A 22,686-nucleotide genomic window follows, 5' to 3' on the forward strand; every position below is an offset into this window, starting at 1 on the left:
CAACTATGTCGACTGGCGAATCGGTAATGTCGATCTAATACTAAGGTCGTCTGGAGACTGTTTCACAGCAGCCTACAGTGGAATCGTTGCAACCCATCTGTGCTGCGAGGATAAAAACAATGAACGACAGCATTTACCTCTCGATTCAAAACAGCCCGCGCTTCAAGGAGCTGGTACAAAAAAGGGAACGATTCGCCTGGATACTCTCGGCGATCATGCTTGGGCTTTATTCGGCTTTCATTCTGTTGATTGCCTACGGCCCCCATATATTGGGTGCCAAGTTGACCCCTGAGTCATCCATCACCTGGGGTATACCCATTGGTGTTGGCTTGATATTGAGCGCGTTTATCCTGACGGCTATCTATGTGCGCCGCGCCAATGGTGAGTTCGACGACATGAACAAAGAGATCCTCAAGGAGGCGCAACAATGATCAAGCGATTATTGGCCAGCCTTGGCCTGCTGGCGTTCGCCCCCGCGCTGTTTGCGGCCGATGCCATTACCGGTGCGGTGCAGAAGCAACCGCTCAATGTCTCTGCCATTGTCATGTTCGTGGTGTTTGTGGGGGCCACCCTGTGCATCACCTACTGGGCCTCCAAACGCAACAAGTCGGCCGCCGATTACTATGCGGCGGGCGGGCGTATCACGGGTTTCCAGAACGGCCTGGCGATTGCCGGTGACTACATGTCGGCGGCGTCCTTCCTGGGTATTTCCGCACTGGTGTTCACTTCCGGTTACGACGGCCTGATCTACTCCATCGGCTTCCTGGTGGGCTGGCCCATCATCCTGTTCCTGATTGCCGAGCGCCTGCGCAACCTGGGCAAGTACACCTTTGCCGACGTGGCCTCGTACCGCCTCAAGCAAACCGAGATCCGCACCCTGTCGGCCTGCGGTTCGCTGGTGGTGGTGGCGTTCTACCTGATTGCGCAAATGGTCGGTGCCGGCAAGCTGATCCAGTTGCTGTTCGGCCTGGACTACCACGTGGCCGTGGTGCTGGTGGGTATCCTGATGTGCCTGTACGTGCTGTTCGGCGGCATGCTGGCCACCACCTGGGTGCAGATCATCAAGGCAGTGCTGTTGCTGTCGGGCGCCACCTTCATGGCGCTGATGGTGATGAAACACGTCAACTTCGACTTCAACACGCTGTTTTCCGAAGCCATCAAGGTTCACCCCAAAGGCGAGGCCATCATGAGCCCCGGCGGCCTGGTGAAAGACCCGATCTCAGCGTTCTCCCTGGGCCTGGCGCTGATGTTCGGTACTGCGGGCCTGCCCCATATCCTGATGCGCTTCTTCACCGTTTCCGACGCCAAGGAAGCGCGCAAGAGCGTGCTGTATGCCACCGGCTTCATCGGTTACTTCTACATCCTGACCTTCATCATCGGCTTTGGCGCCATCCTGCTGGTCAGCACCAACCCGGCGTTCAAGGACGCGGCGGGCGCTTTGCTGGGCGGTAACAACATGGCTGCGGTGCACCTGGCTGACGCGGTGGGTGGCAGTATATTCCTGGGCTTCATTTCCGCCGTGGCCTTTGCCACTATCCTGGCCGTGGTGGCCGGGCTGACCCTGGCCGGTGCCTCGGCGGTGTCCCATGACCTGTTCGCCAGTGTGATCAAGAAGGGCAAGGCCAACGAGAAGGAAGAAATCCGCGTCTCGAAAATCACCACCATCGCGCTCGGCATCCTGGCCATCGGCCTGGGCATCCTGTTCGAGAACCAGAACATCGCGTTCATGGTGGGCCTGGCTTTCTCCATCGCGGCCAGCTGCAACTTCCCGGTGCTGTTCCTTTCCATGTACTGGAAAAAGCTGACCACTCGTGGCGCCATGGTGGGTGGCTGGCTGGGCCTGATCAGCGCCGTCGGGCTGATGATTCTGGGCCCAACCATCTGGGTGCAGATCCTGGGGCATGAAAAGGCCATCTTCCCTTATGAGTACCCGGCGCTGTTCTCGATGATCATTGCCTTCGTCGGCATCTGGTTCTTCTCCATTACCGACAAGTCCAAGGCTGCGGAAAACGAACGGGCGTTGTTCCTGCCACAGTTCGTGCGCTCCCAGACTGGCCTGGGTGCCAGCGGGGCAGTGGCGCACTAATCGGTAGCACAGACATGAAAAAGGCAGCCTGCGGGCTGCCTTTCTTTATTGCGATTGCTGCGGTTATATCCTGCCGAGCAATACCAATATCAACAGAACCACCAGCACGACACCGATAATACCGGACGGCCCATAACCCCAGCTTCTGGAGTGAGGGAACACGGGAAGACCACCGATCAGCAGCAGGATAAGGATGACGATAAGTATGGTGCCCATGACGTTTTCCTTTCTTCGACTTTTGGGGTGCAGGCTTTTAGCGTCAGTGAAAACCTGACGGCTTAATAAATCCGACTCTGGGGTGTTGAAAAAAGTCCGAAATATTTTTAGACATTTTGTTCGGGGGTGTAAGAACCTCGAAAATTCAAGACCCGCCGCCGTGGTACCCGCTGTCGCAGGCCTAGCGTGCGCAGGCGATCTTCAGCGAGGCAAAGGGCCAGCACCGCCTGCGGCAGCGGCTGCACCGAGGTGCGTTCTACACGTGCGGAAACAGTTTCAGAAATGTCTGACTTCAGCGTTGCCGGTGCGGTCGATAGTCTCCATCGGCGGGTGCCTGCTTTATCAGCCAGTATTTGCGCACGGTGTCTTAAGTCGTTATACCGTGCCGAACATAGGATGCTGGACGCCGCCAGCCCCCTGTTATTGAGTTACCGCCGCATTGCGGGCATGCCGATACTCGCTCACCGCCTCATACACCGCCTTGCGCAAGCGGTTGATGCCGCCAATTGGCCGGTGGGCCTCGATGCCATGCCAGGGGTTGAACGACAGGTTGTCGCACATCAGGTTTTGCGCCGGGGTGTCGAAGTCCTGGGGGGGCACGCGGATCATGGCCACGGTCTGGAAGGGCGCGTCGCTTTCCTTCCATTGCACACTGGTGTCTTCGATGGGCATGTACTTGCGCGGGTCCTGGCGCTGTACCTGCAGCATGAAGCACGCTGGTTGCTGGTCGGTGGTGAGTTGCTGGTGCAGGGCGGTGCGCAGGAAGTTGGGCAAGTCCTGGTTCTGTTTGGCCACCGTGTAGGGCGGGCAACTGGCAGGGTCGGGCACCACGCGGAATTTGGCGTTGGCGCTGCCGAACTTGTAGGGCGATACCGAGTAGTAAGTCGCCAGGGTAGGGCTGAGCGGCGCCTTGGCCAGGGTGGCCTTGGCGATCAGCAGGTGGCGCAGTTGCCAGCTGCGCGGGTCCCAGCCGGGGAAGAAAGCCATGGCCTGCTTGCCATCGGCCTGGGCGCTGATGTTCTGGCGGTACTCGGCCACGTCGCTGACGAAGAAGTTGGCGTGGTTGAACATTACAAAGTCCTGGTCGTGGTGGTCCACCTGGTCGGCCATCAGTTGCTTGCCCGGTACGTCCAGCAGCTTGATGGCCATGCCGCGCGCATCCTGCAGCTGGTCGAACTGTGGGTAGGCGTTGCCATTGGACAGGCGAATCCACGCTTGCCAGACCTTCCCTGGTTCGGCGAACACGCCCTGGCGCAAATCAACGGTGAGGTTCTGCGGCACGCTGACCTCGGCGGTCACGCAGCCATGGGCCTTGGCGTGGGCGTCGCGCAGGTAGCGGGTGGGCTCGCGGTGTTGGTCGACGATGCGGATGGCGGTCTGGATGATGTCCTGGGTCATGGCTGCCTCGCCGGGCGGGACCTGCTCTTCGGCCGGCACTGGGCCGCTGAATTTCCAGGCGTAGTAGGCGTAGCCGATCCCCAGGCCCAGGCCGCCCAGCACCAGCACGATCAGCACCAGTTTGAACAGGCCGCGGCCCAGGCGCAGCCACAGGCGGCCGAAGAAGCCCGGCAGGCGCGCTGAATCACTGAACATCATGGCAATTTCTCCTCGAGCGGGCCGCCCAGTACTTTCAGGTACTCGATCAGGGCTCGGCGTTCGTCCGGTTGCAGGTAGCGACCGATCACGCCCCGGCCACGGGGGCCGTCGCGGAATTCATGGCCACTGTTGTGGTTGCCGGTGATGGCGGTGTCGTACAGGAAGGCGGCGTCGAAGCGCTCGGTGCGGTAGCCCAGGTTGACCGGGTCGTACTCGAAAGTGCCGCGGTAGAAGGTGCGCTGGCGCTCGTCCTGGGGCGACAGCAACTGGTAAACGCTGGGCACCGAGCCGTTGTGCAGGAACGGTGGGGTAGCCCACACGCCGTCCAGTGGGCGGGCTTTATAAGCCAGCACCTCCAGCACGCCGATCGGCAGGCCGAAACCGTTGTAGCGGGCCTGCTCGGCTTCACTGATGCCGGCGGCCTTGTAGGCGTGCCGCTCGACGAACGCGGTGACGTAGGCCAGACCCTGGGCCACGGACACCTTGGTCAGGTCCAGTGGGCCCGGGTTGGGCTCAATGGTCACGTTCAGGCCCTTCAGGTCTTCGGGCGTCCACTTCAGGCTGCTGACGTCGTAGCGGTAGGTGGCGATATTGTTGGCGGCGGTGGGGTCGGTGCCGATGGTTTGCGTGGGCACCAGCACCATCCGGCGCACGGGGCGTTCACCCTCCTTATGCATGGGCGGTACGTGGCAACCCGCGCAGTTGTCGGTGAACAGCGCGCGGCCGGCAGCGGCTTTCGGCAGGTCGACCTTGCCCAGGATGTCCTCGGGCCAGGCGGGCGGCTTGAGGTGCTGCAGGGTTTCTTCGATGCTGTAGAGGTCCTTGATGCGCACGCTGGAGGCGTAGCGATCGTCGCCCATCACCGGTTGGCCGTGTTCGTCCAGCAGCTTCAAGGTAGCGCCCACGCCCAGCGACTCACCCACGTTGCGCGCCATGGGCTGCTGCGCCGAGCCGGTCCACTGCACCCAGTCAAAGGTCCAGATATCCCACAGCTGCGGGTAATCCACCGGGGCATTGGCCACGCGGTAGTTGGCGGGCGAGATGGCGTCGCCGAAGGTGGCGTTGGCGATGCGCCCGAACGCGTCGGTGCGGCCCGGGCCTTCCTCGGTGGGGTAGAGGCCGCGGTGCCAGTCGTTCCAGGCGGTGTGGGCGAAGGTGTCCAGCGAGGCCTTGAACTGCTTGCGCAAGGTGTCCTTGTCGCTGTCGTAGCGTTCGCCCAGCACGCGGTGGGCAAAGCGGCTCCACTTCCACGGAATGTAATAGGTGGCCGCAAGGCTCGACACCAGCGCCTGACCGAAGCTGCCGCCCTTGAGGGTGGGCACGCTGGAGGGCAGCACGTGCTGGGCGGTACCGCCGTCGATGCGCACCGCCTGGCCGTTCACCCGCAACTCGCCGGTGTGGCAGGCGGCGCAGGTGATGTCCAGGTACTCGGCATTGTCACCGTCGTTGCGGTGGCGGGCGAAACCCACCGGCAGGTTGCCGGGGTTGGCGGCGCTGGGCTGTTGATGGGGCTCGGTCAGGAAGCCGAAGCGCGCCATGTACTCGGGCGCGGCAAAGCGGTCCTGGGAGAACGGCAGCTCAAGGGCAGTGAACCAGTCGTAATGCAGGCCCTTCACCTGGGTACCCTGTGGTGTGAAGTAGTAGAGCTGGCGGTCGGCCGCGCTCCACTGGTCCAGGTAGCGCAAGGATTGCACCGGTTCGTAGCGGGGCAGGTTGGGGCGCGCGGTGTAGTACAGCACCACGGCCACTGCGACGAAAATGCCAAAGAGCAGCACTATCAGGCTGCGGTAGATCAATCGCACGGCAGACATCCATATCAGGGAAACGTTGCCCCTTTTATGCCTGATTATATATACAGTGGCAAGTGGCTATTCACTTACATTCTGTAGCTTTTTTTACACAGTGTTTTTTGATAGCGAGCTGCGTGGATCGCAACATTTCCTGACAAAGCGTTTATTGCCCTGATTTTCCGGATTGCTAGGCTGGGGCCTGCCAAAAGGAATCGTCAGTGAGCCACTACAACACTTCCAAGGACGGGCGCGCTGGCGTTGCCATTGCCCGAATGGGGGCGTGGGCCGGAGCTACAATCGGCGCAATCATCGGTCGAAACCTGGGAGATGTTGTCTATGAGAAAGCCCTGCGCTAATGAATGACTTTTCTTCCTCCTGGTGGGCCCTGGTGCTTTATGCCGGGCCGGTTCTGCTGTGTTTCGTCAGCCTTGGGTTCAGTTTCTACCTAAGCCGTCGCCACTTGGACGAGATGGTGCATGCCTTGGGACGGTCGAGTCAGTTTTCGCTCCTTGCCCCGGCGCTGCTCAAGCAAGGCTGGTCCAGCCGAATGATGCTGTTGGCAACCGTATGGGGCGCCATTTCATGGCCAAGGCCAGGCATTCGTGCTGGTGTGCTTGACCCTGCGGATATTCAAAATTTCCCTCCCGGCCTCAGAAGGTTTTTTCGAATCAAGGATGTGCTGACGTGCGTGATCATCGTGTGGGCAATTGCCGCTACCTTGGTGGCTAAGCTGGCTTGATAAAGCCATTTTCGTCTGACGCCCAATCCGCGTACGCGCGGGCTTGGACTGTCATGAATTATGGGGGGGAGAATACGTTGGTGATCTGATTTTCGAAGGAGGGCAGAATGGGCTATGACTCGGTCAGGTTCTGGCTGACGCTCGTTTTTTCGGGCGGTCCAATACTCATGTGCTTTGTCAGTACGGCATACAGCTTTTACTTAAGCCGTCGCTACTTGGACCAGATGCTCGAGGCGCTAAGCAACTCTCGCCAGTTCAGCGTAGGCGCTCCGGTGCTTCTGGGGCAAGGCTGGTTCGGTCGGATGGTCTTGATCACAAAAATCTGGGGGGCGCTTGGTTGGTCCGGGCCAGGGATTCGTGCCGGTGTTCTTGATCCTCTGGATATCAAGCAGTTCCCACGTCATCTCAGACGGTTGTTCTTCATCAAAAGCCTGATGACTTATTTGATTATCGTCTGGTTTGCCTCCGCCTACTTTGTATTGGATATGGGTAGAAAACTGTAAGGCGATGCTATGAGTGGATATTTCCAATGCTCCCTTACTGATCTTCATCGCCTACGGCCCCATACTGCCATCGGCTTTGGCCAATATACTGTTCGGCCTATACCTGAGCCGGTATCGCCTAACATCCATGATCGAAGCATTGAGCCGCAGCTCCCACATCGCCATGCGGGCAGGGACCGTTGATTCCGGCGGGTTGCTGGGTCGAATGATGTTGGTCTCGAAAATATCCGGGATGGTGACGCTTTCCGGCTTGGTCATCCGATCGGGAGAGCTAAGCGCTGACGACATCGCCAATTTCCCAAGTCGGGTGATGCGTCTGGCGAAGGTGAAGTTTTTCTCTCGGCGATTTCGTTCATGTGGCTCATAGGCGGATTTTTACTGATCGAGTAATCCACTGCTAAGCCGCAGCCGTCAGGCTGTGGCTACATGTTGATGCGTGCGCTGCAAGGCAGTGCATCCCTGAAGGCCGCCATGCACATCCCGCCCCTGCAAACAGGTTCCGCGCCAAGCTGGCGCGCTCTTTGCGCTCACTCAAACATCCGCAATCAACGTCGATTGCCCCATCACGACAAAGGCGCCGTGTTGCCCCACCCCCGCTCGCAAAAGCTCGGTGGCAGCCGGCGCTTTTTTGTTTTTCCAGGTCGAGGCAGGCCCATGAGCAGTACCACGGTTCGCAGTGTGTGCCCCTATTGCGGTGTTGGCTGCGGCATCATCATGAGTGTCACCGACAACCGCGTTACCAAGGTGACCGGCGACAAGGCCCACCCCACCCATTTCGGCCGCCTGTGCACTAAGGGCAGCAGTTGCCACCAGCGGCTGGCTGACAGCGGGCGGATGGAGCATGCCTACCTGCGCCGTGAACGCCAGCGCGATCCGGCGCGTGTGCCCATGGATCAGGCCATCAGCGATACGGCCGATCGCCTAAAGGCGCTGATCCAGGCCCACGGGCCTGATGCGGTGGCCTTTTATGTGTCCGGGCAGATATCGTTGGAGGCCCAATATACAGCGCCTGGACACGGCGTTCTCTTGCGATCAGGTGCAGAAGATCTAAGTGCAGCAGCGGCTGGTGGAGCAGGGCGCCTTGCTGTGGCCATGGCTGGAGCATGCCAGCCGCATGGCCAAGGACGTCGACGCGGCGCTCAAGGCGGTTATCACCGAGCACGGTGGCGTGGATGCCGAGGCCTATGTGGCGAAGATGAGCAAGGACAAGGGCTACTTGCGCGATGTGTACTGAAACGAGGCAGGCCCTCGGTATTTACACAGGCACGGTGCGATCGGACGACGTTTTTATGTGGCTGGCTATTTCTTGTGGGAGCGGGCTCTGCCCGCGAAAAGAACACCACGGTTATCCAGAATGCTCTGCGGCGCCGGTTTCGCGGGCAGAGCCCGTTCCCACAAAGCGGTGTAATATTCGCGCATGAACCTCGACACCCGCATCAAATTCCGCCACCTGCTGTGCTTTCTCGAAATCGCCCGCCAGGGCAGTTTCGCCAAGGCCGCCGATGCCGTTGCGATCAGCCAGCCGGCCATTTCCAAGACCCTCAAGGAGCTGGAGGAATTGCTGCAGACGCGTCTGTTCGAGCGCGACAAGAGCGGCGTCGAGCTGACCCCGGCCGGGGTGCGTTTCATGCGTTACGCGGCACCTTGCGTGCAGGCCCTGCGTGACGGCGTAAGCACCCTGCGCACCGAGGAGCACGAGGCGCCGCAGGTCAAGGTGGGCGTGCTGTCCACGGTGGAAAGCCTGCTGATGCCCGAGGTGCTGTGCCGCCTCAACGAGCGCCATGCGGCGCTGATTGTCAGCGTGGCCACCGGGCCGGGGGCGCACCTGTTGTCGCAATTGCACGTGGGCGAACTGGACCTGGTGATCGGGCGCATGACCGACAGCCCGCAAATTCAGGGCCTGATATTCGAGCACTTGTACAGCGAGGCCATGACCCTGGTGGTGCGCCCCGGCCACCCGCTGCTGGGCCAAGTGCCCACCGACCGTGCTCGGGTCAATCGTTACCCGCTGGTGCTGCCGCTGGCGGGCACCACCATTCGCAAGCATGCCGACAGCCTGTTCGTGCAGTGTGCCATCGAGATGCCGTCCCAGCGCCTGGAAACCTTGTCGCCCACCTTGAGCCGTCGTTACGTGCTGAGCAGCAACGCCATCTGGGTAGCGCCGCGTGACGCCGTGTTGCTGGATATCCGCGAGCAGGCGCTGTTCGAGCTCGACCTGGGCGTGCGCGAGCCGGGCGGCTCGGTGGGCATCTGCAGCAACGCTTCGCTGGCGCTGTCGTTGCCGGCGCAGTGGTTGTGCGACGTGTTGCGCGAGGTGGCAGCGAGTTATCGCCACACCGAACCATTGTAAGATTTTGGTAAGGTTTGCCATCATTCAGATGAAACCCTTTGGACACCTGAACTTATCTGTATTTTCCAGCTCTCATGCCGGTAGCCATTGGTCGTGGCCGCCTGATAAGCTCGCGGCTTTACTCGATTGCCCATTTGGCGCATGAACAAGGAAATAGCATGAAACAGCATCGGTTGGCGGCGGCGGTTGCCTTGGTCACTCTGGTACTCGCAGGTTGCGACAATCATTCCAGCGTGGAACTGAAAACCCCGGCGCAGAAAGCTTCCTACGGCATCGGCCTGAACATGGGCAAGAGCCTGGCTCAGGAAGGCATGGACGACCTGGACTCCAAGGCCGTCGCCCAAGGCATCGAAGATGCGGTCGGCAAAAAGCCTCAGAAGCTCAAGGACGACGAACTGGTTGAAGCTTTCGCTGCGCTGCAAAAGCGCGCTGAAGAGCGCATGACCAAAATGAACGCCGAAGCCGAAGCGTCGGGCAAGAAATTCCTGGAAGAGAACGGCAAGAAGGAAGGCGTGGTCACTACCGCTTCCGGCCTGCAGTACCAGATCATCAAGAAAGCCGATGGCGCACAGCCTAAGCCGACTGATGTGGTAACTGTTCACTACGAAGGCAAACTGACTGACGGCACCGTCTTCGACAGCTCCATCGAGCGCGGTAGCCCGATTGACCTGCCAGTAAGCGGCGTGATCCCAGGTTGGGTCGAAGGCCTGCAACTGATGCACGTTGGCGAGAAGATCAAGCTGTTCATCCCGGCCGACCTGGCCTACGGTGCCCAGAGCCCAAGCCCGAAAATCCCAGCCAACTCGGTGCTGGTATTCGACCTGGAACTGCTGGCCATCAAGGACCCGGCCAAGGCTGGTCAAGAGCCAGCCGCTGCTGACGCCGACAAGGCCGACGCTGCTGATGCTGACAAGGCTGCTTCGAAGTAATTCACAGCCCTGTGCATCAAAAACGCCCCGCCTAGCGGGGCGTTTTTTTTTGAGCGCAGGCGGTGATCCCCGCTCCTGCACGGGACAATGAACTGCCCAGGCCTGTCGCAGTCCTATAAGCAACCAGCCGCGCAAACGATTCATCTGAACCTGTAAAAGTGTGTAAAAAACGCCCGATCTAAGCTCGCCCCTTGAAAAACGTGGCTTTCAGCCAGCCAAACGACCGCTGTTCACAAGGTTATCCACAATAATTGTGGATAACCCGACGGCGCTGCTTCCCCGGAGGGGCAATGAAAGCACCCTGGAATTTCGCCCGTTTCCTGCCGCTGGCCGAGCGCCTGCTCAGCCGTGGCCGCCTGCCTGCGCTGATTTTTGCCGTGGTGCGCAAAAGCCGGGGGCAGGCCAGCCGTTTCAGCCAACTGAAGAGCAACGCCAAATTGCTGCAGGACCTGTGCCTGGCTTACTGGCGTGGTGAATACCGGCAGGTCAACCCCAGGGCGCTGGTGATGATCGTGGCTGGGCTGCTGTATTTCGTCAGCCCCATCGACGCCATCCCCGACTGGATTCCGGGCATCGGCTTTCTCGATGACATTGCGGTGCTGGCTTGGGTGATCAACAGCCTGGAAAAGGAACTCGACGCCTTCAAGGCTTGGCGTGACAGCCTGCGCCCCGAGAAACTGCGCGTGGTAGAGCGTTTGCCCGCCACGCCACAGGCCCTGCAACTTGAACACAACAGCGGCGAAAACCGTAGTTTGTAAGCAAGTTGAAATAGAAAATCCCGTTCTCTCCCGCCGACTGTTACTATATTTGGCATAAGGATTATGCCTACAGATTACATATGGTGATCCTACAGGGGGTTGTAATGGGTGTTCAGGTCATCAGTCGCGATGGCAAGCCGGAATATGCCGTGCTGCCGTGGGATCAATATCAGGCATTGTTGGCCGCAGCCGGGCAACCGGCCGAACCGCCGCCGGCCGTCTCTGGCGCTGCGCCGCAGCCTGCGAGCGAAGCATTGCCGGCCCTGACCCGGCTGGGCCCATTGCGCGAAGCCAAGGGCCTGGCCCTGGACAAGCTGGCGCGCACCGTGGGTATCAGCCCTTCTTACCTGGCCATGATCGAGTCCGGTGAGCGTGAGCCCGATGCCGCCATCCGACGAAGCCTGGCGTGGGAGCTGGGGGTTCCCGGCTGGGGAGACCCCTCGTGAGCGTGCGCATCAGCCGTCAGCAGTGGGACGGCCTGCTGAGCGAGCTGGACCATGCTCGCCGCCAACGACACCTGTTGACCTACCGCGCCTTGCTTGAGCGCTTGCAATTGCCCACCCCGGCCATGCAGACGCTGACTGCGGCCCTGGAATACCTGGCCGTGATCGATGCCCGTGCCGAACAGCCGCTGCGCAGCTCGCTGGTGATCAGCCAGGGCGCCAGCCGCCTGCCGCGCACCGGCTTTTTCGAATGCGTCGAGCGCCTGGGACGTTTCAGCGGGCCGTCCGATGGTGTGGCCGCGGCGTCCTGGCACGCCTCGGAAGTGGTACGCGTGTTCGAATACAGCTACCCGGAAGAATGCACATCGTGAAACGCGGGGTGTGGCTGCTCCGAGCCCGGATCAGCTACTGGGTGGCGCGACAACTGTTCCACTGGCCCTGGTTCGTGCGCCAGCCGCGCGGTTGGGAATGGCTGGAGGGGCAGTTTTCACGCATGGCCAACCTGGGCGACCTCAATGCCATGGGTTTCTATGGCCATATCCTGTTGTTCCGTGGCAAAGGCCTGGCGGCTCGTGATGAGGGCTTGCGCCTGGTGCGCCTGGCCGCCGAGCGCGGTGATGCCAAGGCGGCCTACCAGATGGGCGTCACCAGCCTGGCCGGCACCCTGCGCAGCGCCCCGGATGCGGTGGCGGCGGTGCACTGGTGGGAAATGGCCTTGGCCGGTGGCCACCCGCTGGCTGCATTCAAGCTTGCGCAGTTGTACCGTCAGGGCGGCCCGGGGCTGGCGCCAGACCCTGAGCGGGCAGCGCGTTATGCAGCGGGGCCAGAGTAAGGGTATCGAGCACATGGATGCTGTAGCCGGGCACTACCTTGGCCTGGTGCTTGGCCTGGGAGGCCAGTTCGGCCAACAGGCTGGCATCCAGCGTGGCGCAGGCCTGCGGGTGCAGGTGCACCACACCGATGGACAACGACAGTAGCGCGAATTCCTGACGCTGGCCCTGGCGGTTGCGGGCCACGAAACACCCTTGCTCCAGATGCTCGGCGCGGTAGAAGCGCCTACATTGCGCCTGGAAATCCTCCAGCAGTTCATTCAAGCGCTTGCGCCAGTCGGGCGAGCCCAGCACCAGCATGAAATCGTCACCGCCAATGTGGCCCACAAAGTCGCGGGCCGGGTCGACGCGCTCGTTCAGGCACTGGGCCAGACACAGCAGCACCTCGTCGCCACGGCCGTAGCCGTAGATGTCATTGAAGGGCTTGAAGCTGTCGATGTCGACGTAGCAGATGGCGGCTTCGCGGCCTTGTTGCAGCACCCGGGTCAGGCACTGTTGGATGGGCACGTTGCCGGGCAGCAAGGTCAGTGGGTTGGCGTAGCGCGCCTGCTGTATCTTCATTTCGGTGATCAGCTTGAGCACGTCTATCACCCGTCCCAGGCCCAGGTAGCGGCCGTCCAGGGTGATGATGAAATCCTCTTCCATACGCTGGCGGGCACGGCTGGTGAGCAGGCGGCTGACTTGTTGCAGCGACTGGCTGAGCTCCACCGCCAGGAAGTCCTCGCTCATCAGCCGGCTGATGGGCTTGCGCGCGAACAGGTCGGTGGCAAAGGGTTTGAGCAGCGCTTCGGACAAGGAGTGGCGGTGGACGATACCGCAGGGTTGCTGCTGGTCGTCCAGCACCGCCAGGGAATTGAGGTTGGCCTGGCTGCGAAATGCCTCCAGCACCGCTGCGGTGGGGAGGTTCTGTTGCACTGCCAACTGGTCGATCAGCAGGGCACTGAGGTCACTGCCTTCCTCGCTCAATACCGCCACGCTGGCATCCAGCTTGGGCAGCAGGGTGCGCGCGTCGTGGGGTGGCTGCTCCTGAGGGCGGCACAGCAGGTAGCCCTGCACCAGGTCCACGCCCATCTCGGCCAGCACTGCCAGTTCTTCCGGCAGCTCGATGCCTTCGGCAATCACCTGGGCCCGGGAGGCCTTGGCGATTTGCAGGATGGAGCCGACGAACTCGCGCTTGACCGCGTCCTGGTGAATGCCATCGATAAAGTGACGATCGATTTTCACGTAGTCCGGGCGCAGCTCCGACCACAGGCGCAGGCTCGAATAGCCAGCGCCCAGGTCATCCAGGGCAATCGAGAAACCCATGGCGCGGTAGTGATGCAGGGCGTTGTACAGCAGCTGGAAGTCGTCGGTGGGGGTTTGTTCGGTCAGTTCAATGACCACGTCACTGGGCGGGATGCCGTGGGCCTGCAACACCTTGAGGGTCATGCCCGGCTGGTGGCTGGGCTCCAGCAATGATTCGGGCGACACGTTGAGGAATAGCTTGCCGCCCAGCTTCTGTTCGCTGAAGCGCTGGCAGGCGGTACCGCGGCAGGCTATTTCCAGCTCGCTGAGGCGCCCGGCCTGGCGCGCCACGGCAAACAGATTGATGGGCGAGTGCAGGGCGCTGTTGGACGGCCCGCGGCTCAAGGCCTCGTACCCCAGGATACGCCGCTCCGACAGCGAGACAATGGGCTGGAACAGGGTGTGCAGGCTGCCCTGGGCCAGGATATTGGCCAATGCGCCCAGCTGTTCGGTGATGGTCATGGGTAATCGCAACCTTGTGGGAGCTGGCTTGCCAGCGAGCTTTTGGGGAGCATGAAAAACTCGCTGGCAAGCCAGCTCCCACAGAAGCTTGAGGGCGAAAAAAAAGGCTGGGCACTTATTACAGTGCCCAGCCCCTTATTTCACGACAGATGGATGACCATTTGATGACAAATAGCCATCAATTCATCAATGCTTCGCTACCGTCGAGTTCAGCTTCAGGTAATCGAGCAGGATACGACCGGTCTCGGCCAGGTAGGCGTCGTCTTCCGGCTTGGTCTTGTCCGGCTCGGCCGCCATGGCGTCCTCGTCTTCCTTCTTCATTTCCTTGAGCGGCGCTTCACCCTTGGCTTTGCGACGGGCGTTTTCCAGCGCCAGCTGCTTGGCTTCGATATCGGCGTGCTGGGCACGACGGTCCGCTTCGTTGAGGCTGACGGTCTTCTCGTTCATCAGTTTCTCGGCCAACGCCAGGCGATCGCGGATGTAGATGAACTCGGCATCCTTGTCGGTGCGCTGGTCATGGTCAGCCTTGAGCTGGGCAATGAACGGCTTGAACGGGTCGGCGGTCGGCTTGATCGAAGGACGGATGGTGTCCCACGGCATGGCCTCAGGCAGTGCGCTTTCGCCGATTTCCTTGGTGTCGATGATCGACGGGAAGGCGACGTCAGGCAGCACGCCCTGGTGCTGAGTGCTTTGGCCGGAGACGCGGTAGAACTTGGCCAGGGTCAGCTTCAGCTCGCCATGGTTGAGCGGCTGGATAGTTTGCACGGTGCCCTTGCCGAAGGTCTGGCCACCGATGATCAGCGCGCGGTGGTAGTCCTGCATGGCGCCGGCGAAGATCTCCGAGGCCGAGGCGGACAGGCGGTTGACCAGCAGCGCCATCGGGCCCTTGTAGAACGCGCCGGGGTTTTCGTCTTCCAGCACGTCGACGCGGCCGTCGGCATTGCGCACCAGAACCGTCGGGCCTTTCTCGATGAACAGGCTGGTCAGTTCGGTGGCTTCCTGCAGCGAGCCGCCGCCGTTGTTGCGCAGGTCGATGACCACGCCGTCGACTTTTTCAGCTTGCAGTTCGGTCAGCAGTTTCTTCACGTCGCGGGTGGTGGACTTGTAGTCCGGGTCGCCGGCGCGGAAGGCCTTGAAGTCAAGGTAGAAGGCCGGGATGTCGATGACGCCCAGCTTGTATTCCTTGCCGTTCTCGGTCAGGTGCAGGATGGATTTCTTCGCGGCCTGCTCTTCGAGTTTCACCGCTTCACGGGTGATGGACACGATCTTGCTGGTCTGGTCGTTCGGCGCATTGGTGTGCGAGATCACTTCCAGGCGCACCACGGAGCCCTTGGCGCCGCGGATCAGCTTGACCACTTCGTCCAGGCGCCAGCCCACCACGTCGACCATTTCCTTGTCGCCCTGGGCGACGCCGATGATCTTGTCGGACGGGGCGATCTGCTTGGTCTTGTCGGCAGGGCCGGCAGGCACCAGGCGCACCACCTTGACCTGGTCGTTGTCGCTTTGCAGCACGGCACCGATACCTTCGAGCGACAGGCTCATGTTGATATCGAAGTTTTCCGCGCTGTCAGGCGACAGGTAGTTGGTGTGCGGGTCATACGACTGGGCGAAGGTGTTGATGTACGCCTGGAAGATGTCCTCGCTGCGGGTCTGGTCCAGGCGCGCCAACTGGTTCTTGTAGCGCTTGGTCAGGGTATCCTGGATCTGCTTGTTGTCCTTGCCGGCAATCTTCATGCGCAGCACTTCGTCCATGACGCGCTTGCGCCACAGGTTGTCCAGGTCCGCTTCGCTGGTGATCCATGGTGCGTCCTTGCGGTCGATCAGCATGGTCTCGTGGGTGGTGAAGTCCATCTTGTCGACACCCTTGGCCAGCTCGGCCAGGGCGAAGTCCAGACGCGATTTCACGCGGTCCAGGTAGCGCTTGTAGATGGTGAAGCCGGGGTCCAGGTCACCGCTCTTGAGGAAGTCGTCGAACTGCGTCTTCCACTTGTCGAACTCGGTGATGTCACTGGCCAGGAAGTAGCTGCGCGAGGGGTCGAGCAACTTCAGGTAGCTGTCGTAGATGATGACCGAACGTTTGTCATCCAGCGGCGGCTTGCTGTAGTGATGGCGCTTGAGCAGCTCGACGATGTTGAGGCTGGCGATCACCTCGTCACGGTCAGGCTGAAGGTTATCCCAGCTGTTGGCTGCGAAGGTGCGGGCGGACATCGACAGAGCGCCGAGGCCGATGCACAGTGCAAGGGCGGAGCTGGGCAGTAGATGCTTCATGCTGATTCGACGTGGGGACAATTGATCACGCATATTAGGCCGTCTTTGAATTCGCCGGTTTCATTGAAACCGGTCGCATAATGCAACAAGCCCGGCACCTAGGCACCGGGCTCAGTCATGAGTCAACTATGGAGGCACTGTGAAGGCATTGCAAGGCGTTGAAGGACATGTGGAGTGGGTAGACCATCCGAGCGCGGATTGCGACGTGGGTCAAGTGAAAATTCGGACAGCTGCCGCGGGCCTCAATCGCGCCGATTTGCTGCAGCGCGCCGGCCTGTATCCGCCGCCACCGGGCGCCAGCCATGTACTGGGCCTGGAGTGCGCCGGCGTGATCAGCGAGGTGGGCCCCGGGTCGTCCTGGCAGGTGGGCGATCGGGTGTGCACGTTGCTGGCCGGTGGCGGCATGGCCGAAGAGGTTGTGGCGGACGGTCGCCATGTGCTGCCGGTGCCGGCGGGGCTGTCGCTGATCGAAGCGGCGGCGATTCCCGAGGTGTACGCCACGGTGTGGTTGAACCTGTTCCAGCTGGCGGCGCTCAAGCCGGGTGAAAAAGTGCTGCTGCACGCCGGTGCCAGTGGCATCGGCTCGGCCGCTATCCAGCTGTGCAAGGCATTTGGCAACCCGACCTGGGTCAGCGTCGGTTCGGCCGAGCGCCTGGCCTACTGCGAGGCCCTGGGGGCCCAGGGTGGCGTGGTGCGCGGTGATGGCCTGGAGGCCTTGAGCGATTTCGGCCCGTTCGACGTGATCCTCGATCCGGTGGGTGCCAACTACGCCGACCTGAACCTGAAGGTCACGGCCGTGGATGCGCGCTGGGTGCTGATCGGCTTGATGGGCGGCACCCAGGCCAATATCGACCTGGGCAAGGTGTTGGGCAAGCGCGTGCAATTGCTGGGTTCGACCTTGCGCAGCCGCAGTGACCAGTTCAAGGCCGATCTGCTCAGCGACCTGGGTCAGCACGTGTGGCCGTTGTTCGAGGAAGGGCGGTTGAAGCCGCAGGTGGCGCGTACGTTCGCCATTGGCGACGCGCAAGCGGCGTTTGCCGAGCTGGCAAGTAACCAGGTCTCGGGCAAGGTCGTTCTGGTGATCGATCCAACCCTGGTCTGATAGAACCGGTTGTGCCCTTCGCGGACATGGTCCGCTCCTACGGGGGGATCCTGTAGGAGCGGGCCGTGTCCGCGAAAGGCGGCACGCGGTCTAGCGTTCGCGCAACGCTTCCGTGCGCGCTTTCAACACCGGCTTGAGCAGGTAATCCAGCACACTCTTCTCACCCGTGATGATGTCCACCGTGGCGGTCATGCCCGGGATGATCACCAGCGGCTTGGCGTCGCCACCCAGGTGGTTGGCGTCGGTGCGCACCTGGATCAGGTAGAAGCTGTTGCCTTTGTCGTCGGTGATGGTGTCGGCGCTGATCAGTTCCAGCTTGGCTTTCAGGCCACCGTAGATGGTGTAGTCATAGGCGCTGAACTTGACCATCGCCGGTTGCCCCGGGTGCAGGAACGCCACGTCCTGGGGGCGGACCTTGGCTTCGATCAGCAGGTTGTCTTCCAGCGGCACGATTTCCACCATGTCGCTGCCCGGTTGCACCACGCCGCCGATGGTATTGACCTTCAGCGTCTTGATGATGCCGCGCACCGGCGACACCACCGTGGTACGGCTCACGCGGTCATCAATGGCGATGCTGGTGGCCGTGATTTTCGACAGGTCGGTGCGCTTGGCGTTGAGGTCCTTTGAGGCGTCGGAGCGGAACTGCTGGTTCGACTCGTTCATCTTGCTCTTGATCTCGTTGATCCCCGCTTCCGCCCGTGGAATCGCCAGGGTGGTGGCGTCCATCTGCCCGCGAGCTTCCACCGCGCTGCGTTTGAGTCGCAGGATTTCCACCGGCGAAATGGCCCCGGTACCCACTAACGGCGTCGACATGTTCAGCTCTTGCTGCAGCAGGCCCAGGCTGGAACGGTACTGGTCCTGCTTGGAGCGAAACTCAGCCAGCTCCTGGGTTTTTTGCCGCAGTTGCTCGTTGAGCGTCTGCTGTTCACTGGCCAGGCGGCGCTGGCGCGACTGGTACAGGCCCATCTCGTCTTCGGCCACTTGCGGGGCCTTGGTACGCACTTCGTCGGAGATCACGAACGGCTTGCCGTCGGCTTCCGCCGACAATCGTTCCACCTGGGCCATCAGCGCATAACGGTCGGCCTCGCTTTCGCCCTTGTTGGACAAAAAGCGCGTGTCGTCCAGGCGCAATAGGGTGTCGCCCTTGTTCACCACCTGGCCTTCGCGCACGTAGATCTCGGTGACGATACCGCCCTCCAGGTTCTGGATGACCTGAACCTTGCTGGACGGAATGGCCTTGCCTTCACCCATGGTGACTTCCTGCAGCACGGCAAACTTGGCCCAGATCAGGGCGGCCAGCAGCAGGGCGAAGCACAGCCACACGGTGATGCGCGTCAAACGCGGTGAATCCTGTAGCGCCGCGCTGGCAAGTTCGGGCATGAACTCGCTCTCGGCGGTCTTGCCGAAACTGCTGAAATAGCCCCGCAAGCCTTGGGAAGCTGACATCAATACCACTCCTAAACAGGCGTCTGGCCAACGCGGCCTTTGCGCAGGGCTTCGATCACCGCTTCCTTCGGACCGTCGGCCACGATACGGCCGTTGTCCAACACCACCAGGCGGTCAACCAGGCTGAGCATCGAGGTGCGGTGGGTGACCAGCAGCAGGGTCTTGCCGCCTACCCAGTTGTGCAGGCGCAGGCGCAGGGCGTCTTCGCTGGCGTTGTCCATATGGCTGGTGGGTTCGTCCAGCACCATGATGGGCGGGTCCAGCAGCAGTGAACGGGCCAGCAGCACGGCCTGGCGCTGGCCGCCGCTGAGCAGTTGGCCGCGCTCGCCCACGGGGCGGTCGAAGCCTTGCGGGTGCTGGCGGGCCAGTTCGGTGACGCCGGTCATCTCGGCCACTTCCAGCATGCGCGCGTCGCTCACATAGCGGGCACCCATGGTCAGGTTGTCGCGCAGGCTGCCGGCCAGCAGTGGCAGGTCGTGGGCCACGTAGCCGATCTGCTGTCGCAGGTCAGCCACGTCCAGTTGGCGCAGGTCCAGGTTGTCCAGCAGGATCTGGCCTTCCTCGGGTTCGTAGAAGCCCATCACCAAGCGTGCCAGGGTGCTTTTGCCCGAGCCGCTGCGGCCGATGATGCCAATGCGTTCACCGGCGCGCATGCTGAAGCTGATATTGCCCAGTGCCGGGGCGTTCTGCCCGGCGTAGCGGAAGGTCACCTGGCTCATGGCCAGAGCACCTTGCAATTGCGTGCGCTCCAGCGGGCGCTGGCGCGGGTCGCGTTCCTGCGGCAGGGCCATCAGCGCATCGGTGCTGATCATGGTCAGTTGCGCTTGCTGGTAGCGGGTAATCAACCCGGCGATCTGGCCCAGGGGCGCCAGCACACGGCTGCTGAGCATGTAGCTGGCCACCAGGGCGCCGACGCTGAGGTTGCCGGCGATGATGGTGTACACACCGGCCACGATCACGGCCATGCCGGCGAACTGCTGGATGAACAGCGTGCCGTTGGTGGCCAGCGCGGCCAGGTTGCGCGCATGGCTGTCCAGGCGGGTGAGGGCGCCGTGGGTGGATTCCCACTGGTACTGGCGCTCGCTCTCGGCGCTGCACGCCTTGATGCTTTCCAGGCCGCTGAGGGTTTCGATCAGCAGGGCCTGGCGCTCGGCGCCCAGGGCCAGGCTTTTCTGCACGGTATCGCGCAATTTGGCCTGGATGATCAGCGCAAAGCCGATGGTCAGCGGGAACGCGACGATCGGCACCAGCACCAGCCAGCCACCCAGCAGGCCGATCACCGCCAGCATCAGCACGGCAAAGGGCAGGTCGATGATACTGGTGAGGGTCACAGCCGTGAGGAATTCGCGCAGGCCCTGGAAGTCATGGATGCTCTGGGCGAAACCACCAATGGTGGCCGGCTTGGCTTTCATGGCCATGCCGGTGATGCGCTCGAACAGCGTGGCCGACAGGATCAGGTCGGTTTTCTTGCCAGCGGTGTCCAGCAGGTGGGCGCGCAGCACGCGCAGCACCAGTTCGAACAGTGTGCCCACCAGCAAACCGATGGCCAGCACCCACAGGGTGGAGGTGGCCTGGTTGGGCACCACGCGGTCGTAGGTCTGCATCACGAACAGCGGCACCATCAGGCCCAGCAGGTTGATCATCAGGCTGGCGAGGATCGCGTCGCTGTACAGCCAGCGGGACAGTTTCAGGGTGTCGCGGAACCACGCATGCACGCGGGGCATCAGCGGCTGGCGCAGGTCTTCGAGTTCATGGCGCGGGCGCGCGAACAGCGCCTCGCCGGTGTATTCGGCGGCCAGTTCTTCCTGGGTTACCCACTGCTCGCCGCCTTCGGCTTCGCAGGGCAGTATCAGCGCGCGGCCGTCGTCGCCCAGGCGTCGCAGCACGGCGCAGCGGCCGCCCTTGAGCATCAGCAGCACCGGCAGGTTGAGCGCCGAAATGGCACCCAGCTCACGGCGCAGCAGGCGGGCCGACAAGCTGGCGCGGGCAGCGGCGCGCGGCAGCAGTTCGGCGCTCATGCGCTGTTGGGCCAGGGGCAGGCCGGCGCTCAGGCTGGCTCGGCTGACGGCGCAGCCATGTAGCTTGCACAGGATCAGCAAACCGTCCAGCAAGGGGTCATCGAAACTCAGGCGCGGGTCCGTTGCCGGCCCCGCAGGTTGCATGCTGGTCACGTGCAGTACTCCAAAAACCAAAGGGCAGTCACTTCATTTCCGGAAGGCGAGCTTCGTTCTTCACTTCCGACTGGGCAACGGCCTCGTTGGGCAGCACTACGCGTTCTTTTTCCAGCAGCACGCCCATGTTGGCCAGCACGCGGTACATCGAGAATTCCTCGGTGTAGCGTACTTCGGTGTAGCGGCTGTTGGCGGTGTACAGCTCGTTTTCACTGTCCAGCAGGTCGAGCAGGGTGCGTTGGCCCAGGCCGAACTGGTCCTGGTAGGCCGCGCGCACCTTGGTGGTGGTCTCGGCGTACTCGCGGGCATACGGGGTCTGCACGTGGGCGTTGTCCATGGCGTGCCAGGCCAGCGCCAGGTTCTCGTTGAGCATGCGCAGGGCGTTGTTGCGGATGTCCATGGCCTGGTTGATTTTGTGCGCGTCGGACTGCAGGCGGGCCTTGTCGCTGCCGCCTTTGAACAGGTTGTAGTTCATCACCACGCCGGCGCGCCATTCGTTGTCGCGGCCCTGTTCTCCGGAAATGTTGTTGTTGGCGTCCACTGCCAGTTCGGCGTCGAAGCGCGGGTAGAACGGCGACTTCGCCACTTCGTACTGGCTTTCGGCGGCCTGCACGTCGGCCTGGGCCGATTTCAGGTAGGGGTTGTTGTCCAGCATCTCCTGGCGGGCAGCGATGATGTCGGTGGGCACTTCGCCGCGGACGCTGGGTGGTGCTTCCAGCTCGTCGGGCATGCGCCCCACAGTGCTGAAGAAGTTGGCTTCGGCGTCGGCCAGGTTGACCTGGGCGGTGTACAGGTTGTTTTCCGCCAGCGCGCGACGGGCGCGGGACTGGTCGACGTCGGCGGTGCTGCCCACGCCACGTTCGCTACGCAGGCCGATCTGGTCGTTCACACGCAGGTGCGCTTGCAGGTTGTTCTTGGCCAAGGTCACCAATTCACGCTGCTTGAGCACGTTCAGGTACACCTCGATGGCGCGCAGGGCCTGGGTTTCGGCGGTGCCGCGCAGGTAATACGCGCGCGAATTGACCACGTCCTGGGTACGGGCTACTTCGTTCGGGGTGTTGAACCCGTCAAACAGCATTTGCCGCAGGCGCAGTTCCGACTGGGTGTAGTTCAGCGTTTCGGCGTTGTTGCCTTCGATAGCGCGGGTGGTGGGGTTGTCCGTGCGGGCGCGGCCGTACGCGGCCACCAGGTCTACGGACGGGTAGTACCCGCCCTTGGCAACTTTTTCATCCTCATCTGCGGACAGGCGGTTGTTCAGACTCGACTGGATTTCGGGGTGGTAGCTGATCGTGCTCTGAATCGCCTCTGTCAGCGTCATGCCGTGGGCTTGGGCGCAAGCCATCGCGATCAGGACCGCGCTGCAGATGGGGGTGTAAACGCGCATGGGGTGAATCTCCCTGGTGGTCTTAAATTGGTGCTGTGTTCGCCAAAAAAATGACGAAAAATAGGGTGCAAACCGTTTCAGGCTTGTAACATGAGAGCTAAGAACATCCTTAGCTAAATCTAAGAACTTTTTCGAATAAGTCTTATGCGAAAAAAAACTTATGCGGTCTGAGGATTTCACGACATTGTTCTCATCAGGCCGCCTGCTATACCCACGGAAAGCCAAGAGTTACGGGCGGCGAAGAAAAGTTCAACAAAATTTTGCAGTATTGCGCAAGGAAGTAGCGAAGGGGAGAAAACAGGAGGGTTTTTGGCGACAATAAATTGTCA

21 protein-coding genes and 1 pseudogene are annotated in these 22,686 nt (G+C 61.6%); 14 read left to right on the forward strand and 8 right to left on the reverse strand.

Going from position 1 to position 22,686, the window contains the following annotated elements; all coding sequences use genetic code 11:
* Window positions 1-119: 119 nt before the first annotated feature.
* Both PMM47T1_RS05575 and PMM47T1_RS05580 read left to right on the forward strand, forming a co-directional pair.
* Complete coding sequence (locus tag PMM47T1_RS05575; protein ID WP_008366611.1) at window positions 120-431, forward strand: DUF485 domain-containing protein; 312 nt, start codon at window positions 120-122, stop codon at window positions 429-431.
* The gene (locus PMM47T1_RS05580) at window positions 428-2,086 is read left to right on the forward strand and encodes a cation acetate symporter (RefSeq protein WP_008366613.1); all 1,659 of its coding nucleotides are present in this window, start codon (window positions 428-430) and stop codon (window positions 2,084-2,086) included. The genes PMM47T1_RS05575 and PMM47T1_RS05580 overlap by 4 nt, the downstream gene beginning before the upstream one ends.
* A gap of 63 nt (window positions 2,087-2,149) precedes the next feature.
* Here the strand turns inward: PMM47T1_RS05580 and PMM47T1_RS28870 are convergent, their stop codons facing one another.
* From PMM47T1_RS28870 to PMM47T1_RS05595, 3 genes are all read right to left on the reverse strand, one after another.
* Complete coding sequence (locus PMM47T1_RS28870) at window positions 2,150-2,302, reverse strand: DUF3309 family protein (RefSeq protein ID WP_008366615.1); 153 nt, start codon at window positions 2,300-2,302, stop codon at window positions 2,150-2,152.
* Window positions 2,303-2,722: 420 nt separating this feature from the next.
* Entirely contained in the window at window positions 2,723-3,898 is a 1,176-nt protein-coding gene (locus PMM47T1_RS05590; protein WP_008366618.1) for a catalase family protein, read from the reverse strand.
* Window positions 3,895-5,700 (reverse strand): di-heme-cytochrome C peroxidase, encoded by a 1,806-nt coding sequence (locus PMM47T1_RS05595; RefSeq protein ID WP_043300773.1) that lies wholly within the window; start codon window positions 5,698-5,700, stop codon window positions 3,895-3,897. The genes PMM47T1_RS05590 and PMM47T1_RS05595 overlap by 4 nt, the downstream gene beginning before the upstream one ends.
* Window positions 5,701-6,043: 343 nt before the next feature.
* Between PMM47T1_RS05595 and PMM47T1_RS05600 the strand changes: the two genes are divergently transcribed.
* From PMM47T1_RS05600 to PMM47T1_RS05645, 11 genes and pseudogenes are all read left to right on the forward strand, one after another.
* Window positions 6,044-6,427 (forward strand): hypothetical protein, encoded by a 384-nt coding sequence (locus PMM47T1_RS05600; RefSeq protein WP_008366623.1) that lies wholly within the window; start codon window positions 6,044-6,046, stop codon window positions 6,425-6,427.
* A gap of 107 nt (window positions 6,428-6,534) precedes the next feature.
* Window positions 6,535-6,930 (forward strand): hypothetical protein, encoded by a 396-nt coding sequence (locus PMM47T1_RS05605; RefSeq protein WP_008366626.1) that lies wholly within the window; start codon window positions 6,535-6,537, stop codon window positions 6,928-6,930.
* Window positions 6,931-6,943: 13 nt separating this feature from the next.
* Window positions 6,944-7,297: a hypothetical protein gene (locus tag PMM47T1_RS05610; RefSeq protein WP_008366627.1), complete on the forward strand. Its 354-nt coding sequence runs from the start codon at window positions 6,944-6,946 to the stop codon at window positions 7,295-7,297.
* Window positions 7,298-7,584: 287 nt separating this feature from the next.
* Window positions 7,585-7,932 (forward strand): annotated as a pseudogene (locus PMM47T1_RS28875) (molybdopterin-dependent oxidoreductase); the annotation flags it as partial.
* A gap of 49 nt (window positions 7,933-7,981) precedes the next feature.
* The gene (locus tag PMM47T1_RS05615; protein WP_008366630.1) at window positions 7,982-8,164 is read left to right on the forward strand and encodes a molybdopterin oxidoreductase; all 183 of its coding nucleotides are present in this window, start codon (window positions 7,982-7,984) and stop codon (window positions 8,162-8,164) included.
* A gap of 183 nt (window positions 8,165-8,347) precedes the next feature.
* The gene (gene pcaQ / locus PMM47T1_RS05620) at window positions 8,348-9,280 is read left to right on the forward strand and encodes a pca operon transcription factor PcaQ (RefSeq protein WP_008366631.1); all 933 of its coding nucleotides are present in this window, start codon (window positions 8,348-8,350) and stop codon (window positions 9,278-9,280) included.
* A gap of 158 nt (window positions 9,281-9,438) precedes the next feature.
* Window positions 9,439-10,209, forward strand: a complete 771-nt coding sequence (locus tag PMM47T1_RS05625) for an FKBP-type peptidyl-prolyl cis-trans isomerase (protein ID WP_008366633.1) — start codon at window positions 9,439-9,441, stop codon at window positions 10,207-10,209.
* Window positions 10,210-10,499: 290 nt separating this feature from the next.
* Window positions 10,500-10,967 carry a YkvA family protein gene (locus tag PMM47T1_RS05630; RefSeq protein WP_008366634.1) on the forward strand — a complete coding sequence of 156 codons (468 nt, stop codon included), beginning with the start codon at window positions 10,500-10,502 and terminating at the stop codon, window positions 10,965-10,967.
* Window positions 10,968-11,071: 104 nt separating this feature from the next.
* A complete protein-coding gene (locus PMM47T1_RS05635) occupies window positions 11,072-11,413 on the forward strand; it encodes a helix-turn-helix domain-containing protein (protein ID WP_008366636.1) in 342 nt (113 codons plus the stop codon).
* Window positions 11,410-11,781 (forward strand): hypothetical protein, encoded by a 372-nt coding sequence (locus tag PMM47T1_RS05640; protein WP_008366638.1) that lies wholly within the window; start codon window positions 11,410-11,412, stop codon window positions 11,779-11,781. Before PMM47T1_RS05635 ends, PMM47T1_RS05640 begins: the two co-directional genes overlap by 4 nt.
* A complete protein-coding gene (locus PMM47T1_RS05645; RefSeq protein ID WP_043300740.1) occupies window positions 11,769-12,242 on the forward strand; it encodes a tetratricopeptide repeat protein in 474 nt (157 codons plus the stop codon). The genes PMM47T1_RS05640 and PMM47T1_RS05645 overlap by 13 nt, the downstream gene beginning before the upstream one ends.
* Here the strand turns inward: PMM47T1_RS05645 and PMM47T1_RS05650 are convergent.
* On the reverse strand, window positions 12,154-13,986 hold the full coding sequence (locus tag PMM47T1_RS05650; RefSeq protein ID WP_008366641.1) for a bifunctional diguanylate cyclase/phosphodiesterase: 1,833 nt from the start codon (window positions 13,984-13,986) through the stop codon (window positions 12,154-12,156). The genes PMM47T1_RS05645 and PMM47T1_RS05650 overlap by 89 nt on opposite strands.
* Before the next feature lie 186 nt (window positions 13,987-14,172).
* Window positions 14,173-16,254: a carboxy terminal-processing peptidase gene (locus PMM47T1_RS05655; RefSeq protein ID WP_177323363.1), complete on the reverse strand. Its 2,082-nt coding sequence runs from the start codon at window positions 16,252-16,254 to the stop codon at window positions 14,173-14,175.
* Window positions 16,255-16,393: 139 nt separating this feature from the next.
* Between PMM47T1_RS05655 and PMM47T1_RS05660 the strand changes: the two genes are divergently transcribed.
* Complete coding sequence (locus PMM47T1_RS05660; protein WP_008366645.1) at window positions 16,394-17,356, forward strand: zinc-binding dehydrogenase; 963 nt, start codon at window positions 16,394-16,396, stop codon at window positions 17,354-17,356.
* A gap of 90 nt (window positions 17,357-17,446) precedes the next feature.
* Here PMM47T1_RS05660 and PMM47T1_RS05665 read toward each other — a convergent pair whose 3' ends face one another.
* Genes PMM47T1_RS05665 through PMM47T1_RS05675 form a run of 3 tightly spaced genes read right to left on the reverse strand, consistent with a single transcriptional unit; the run spans window position 17,447 to window position 22,357 of the window.
* Window positions 17,447-18,802, reverse strand: a complete 1,356-nt coding sequence (locus tag PMM47T1_RS05665; protein WP_008366647.1) for an HlyD family type I secretion periplasmic adaptor subunit — start codon at window positions 18,800-18,802, stop codon at window positions 17,447-17,449.
* Window positions 18,803-18,813: 11 nt separating this feature from the next.
* Window positions 18,814-20,973, reverse strand: coding sequence for a type I secretion system permease/ATPase (locus PMM47T1_RS05670; protein WP_008366649.1), 2,160 nt, complete (start codon window positions 20,971-20,973; stop codon window positions 18,814-18,816).
* Window positions 20,974-21,001: 28 nt separating this feature from the next.
* A complete protein-coding gene (locus PMM47T1_RS05675; RefSeq protein WP_008366651.1) occupies window positions 21,002-22,357 on the reverse strand; it encodes a TolC family outer membrane protein in 1,356 nt (451 codons plus the stop codon).
* Between the last annotated feature and the right edge of the window lie 329 nt (window positions 22,358-22,686).

Origin of the sequence: Pseudomonas sp. M47T1, from assembly GCF_000263855.1 — a bacterium.
In the GTDB taxonomy this organism is placed as follows: domain Bacteria; phylum Pseudomonadota; class Gammaproteobacteria; order Pseudomonadales; family Pseudomonadaceae; genus Aquipseudomonas.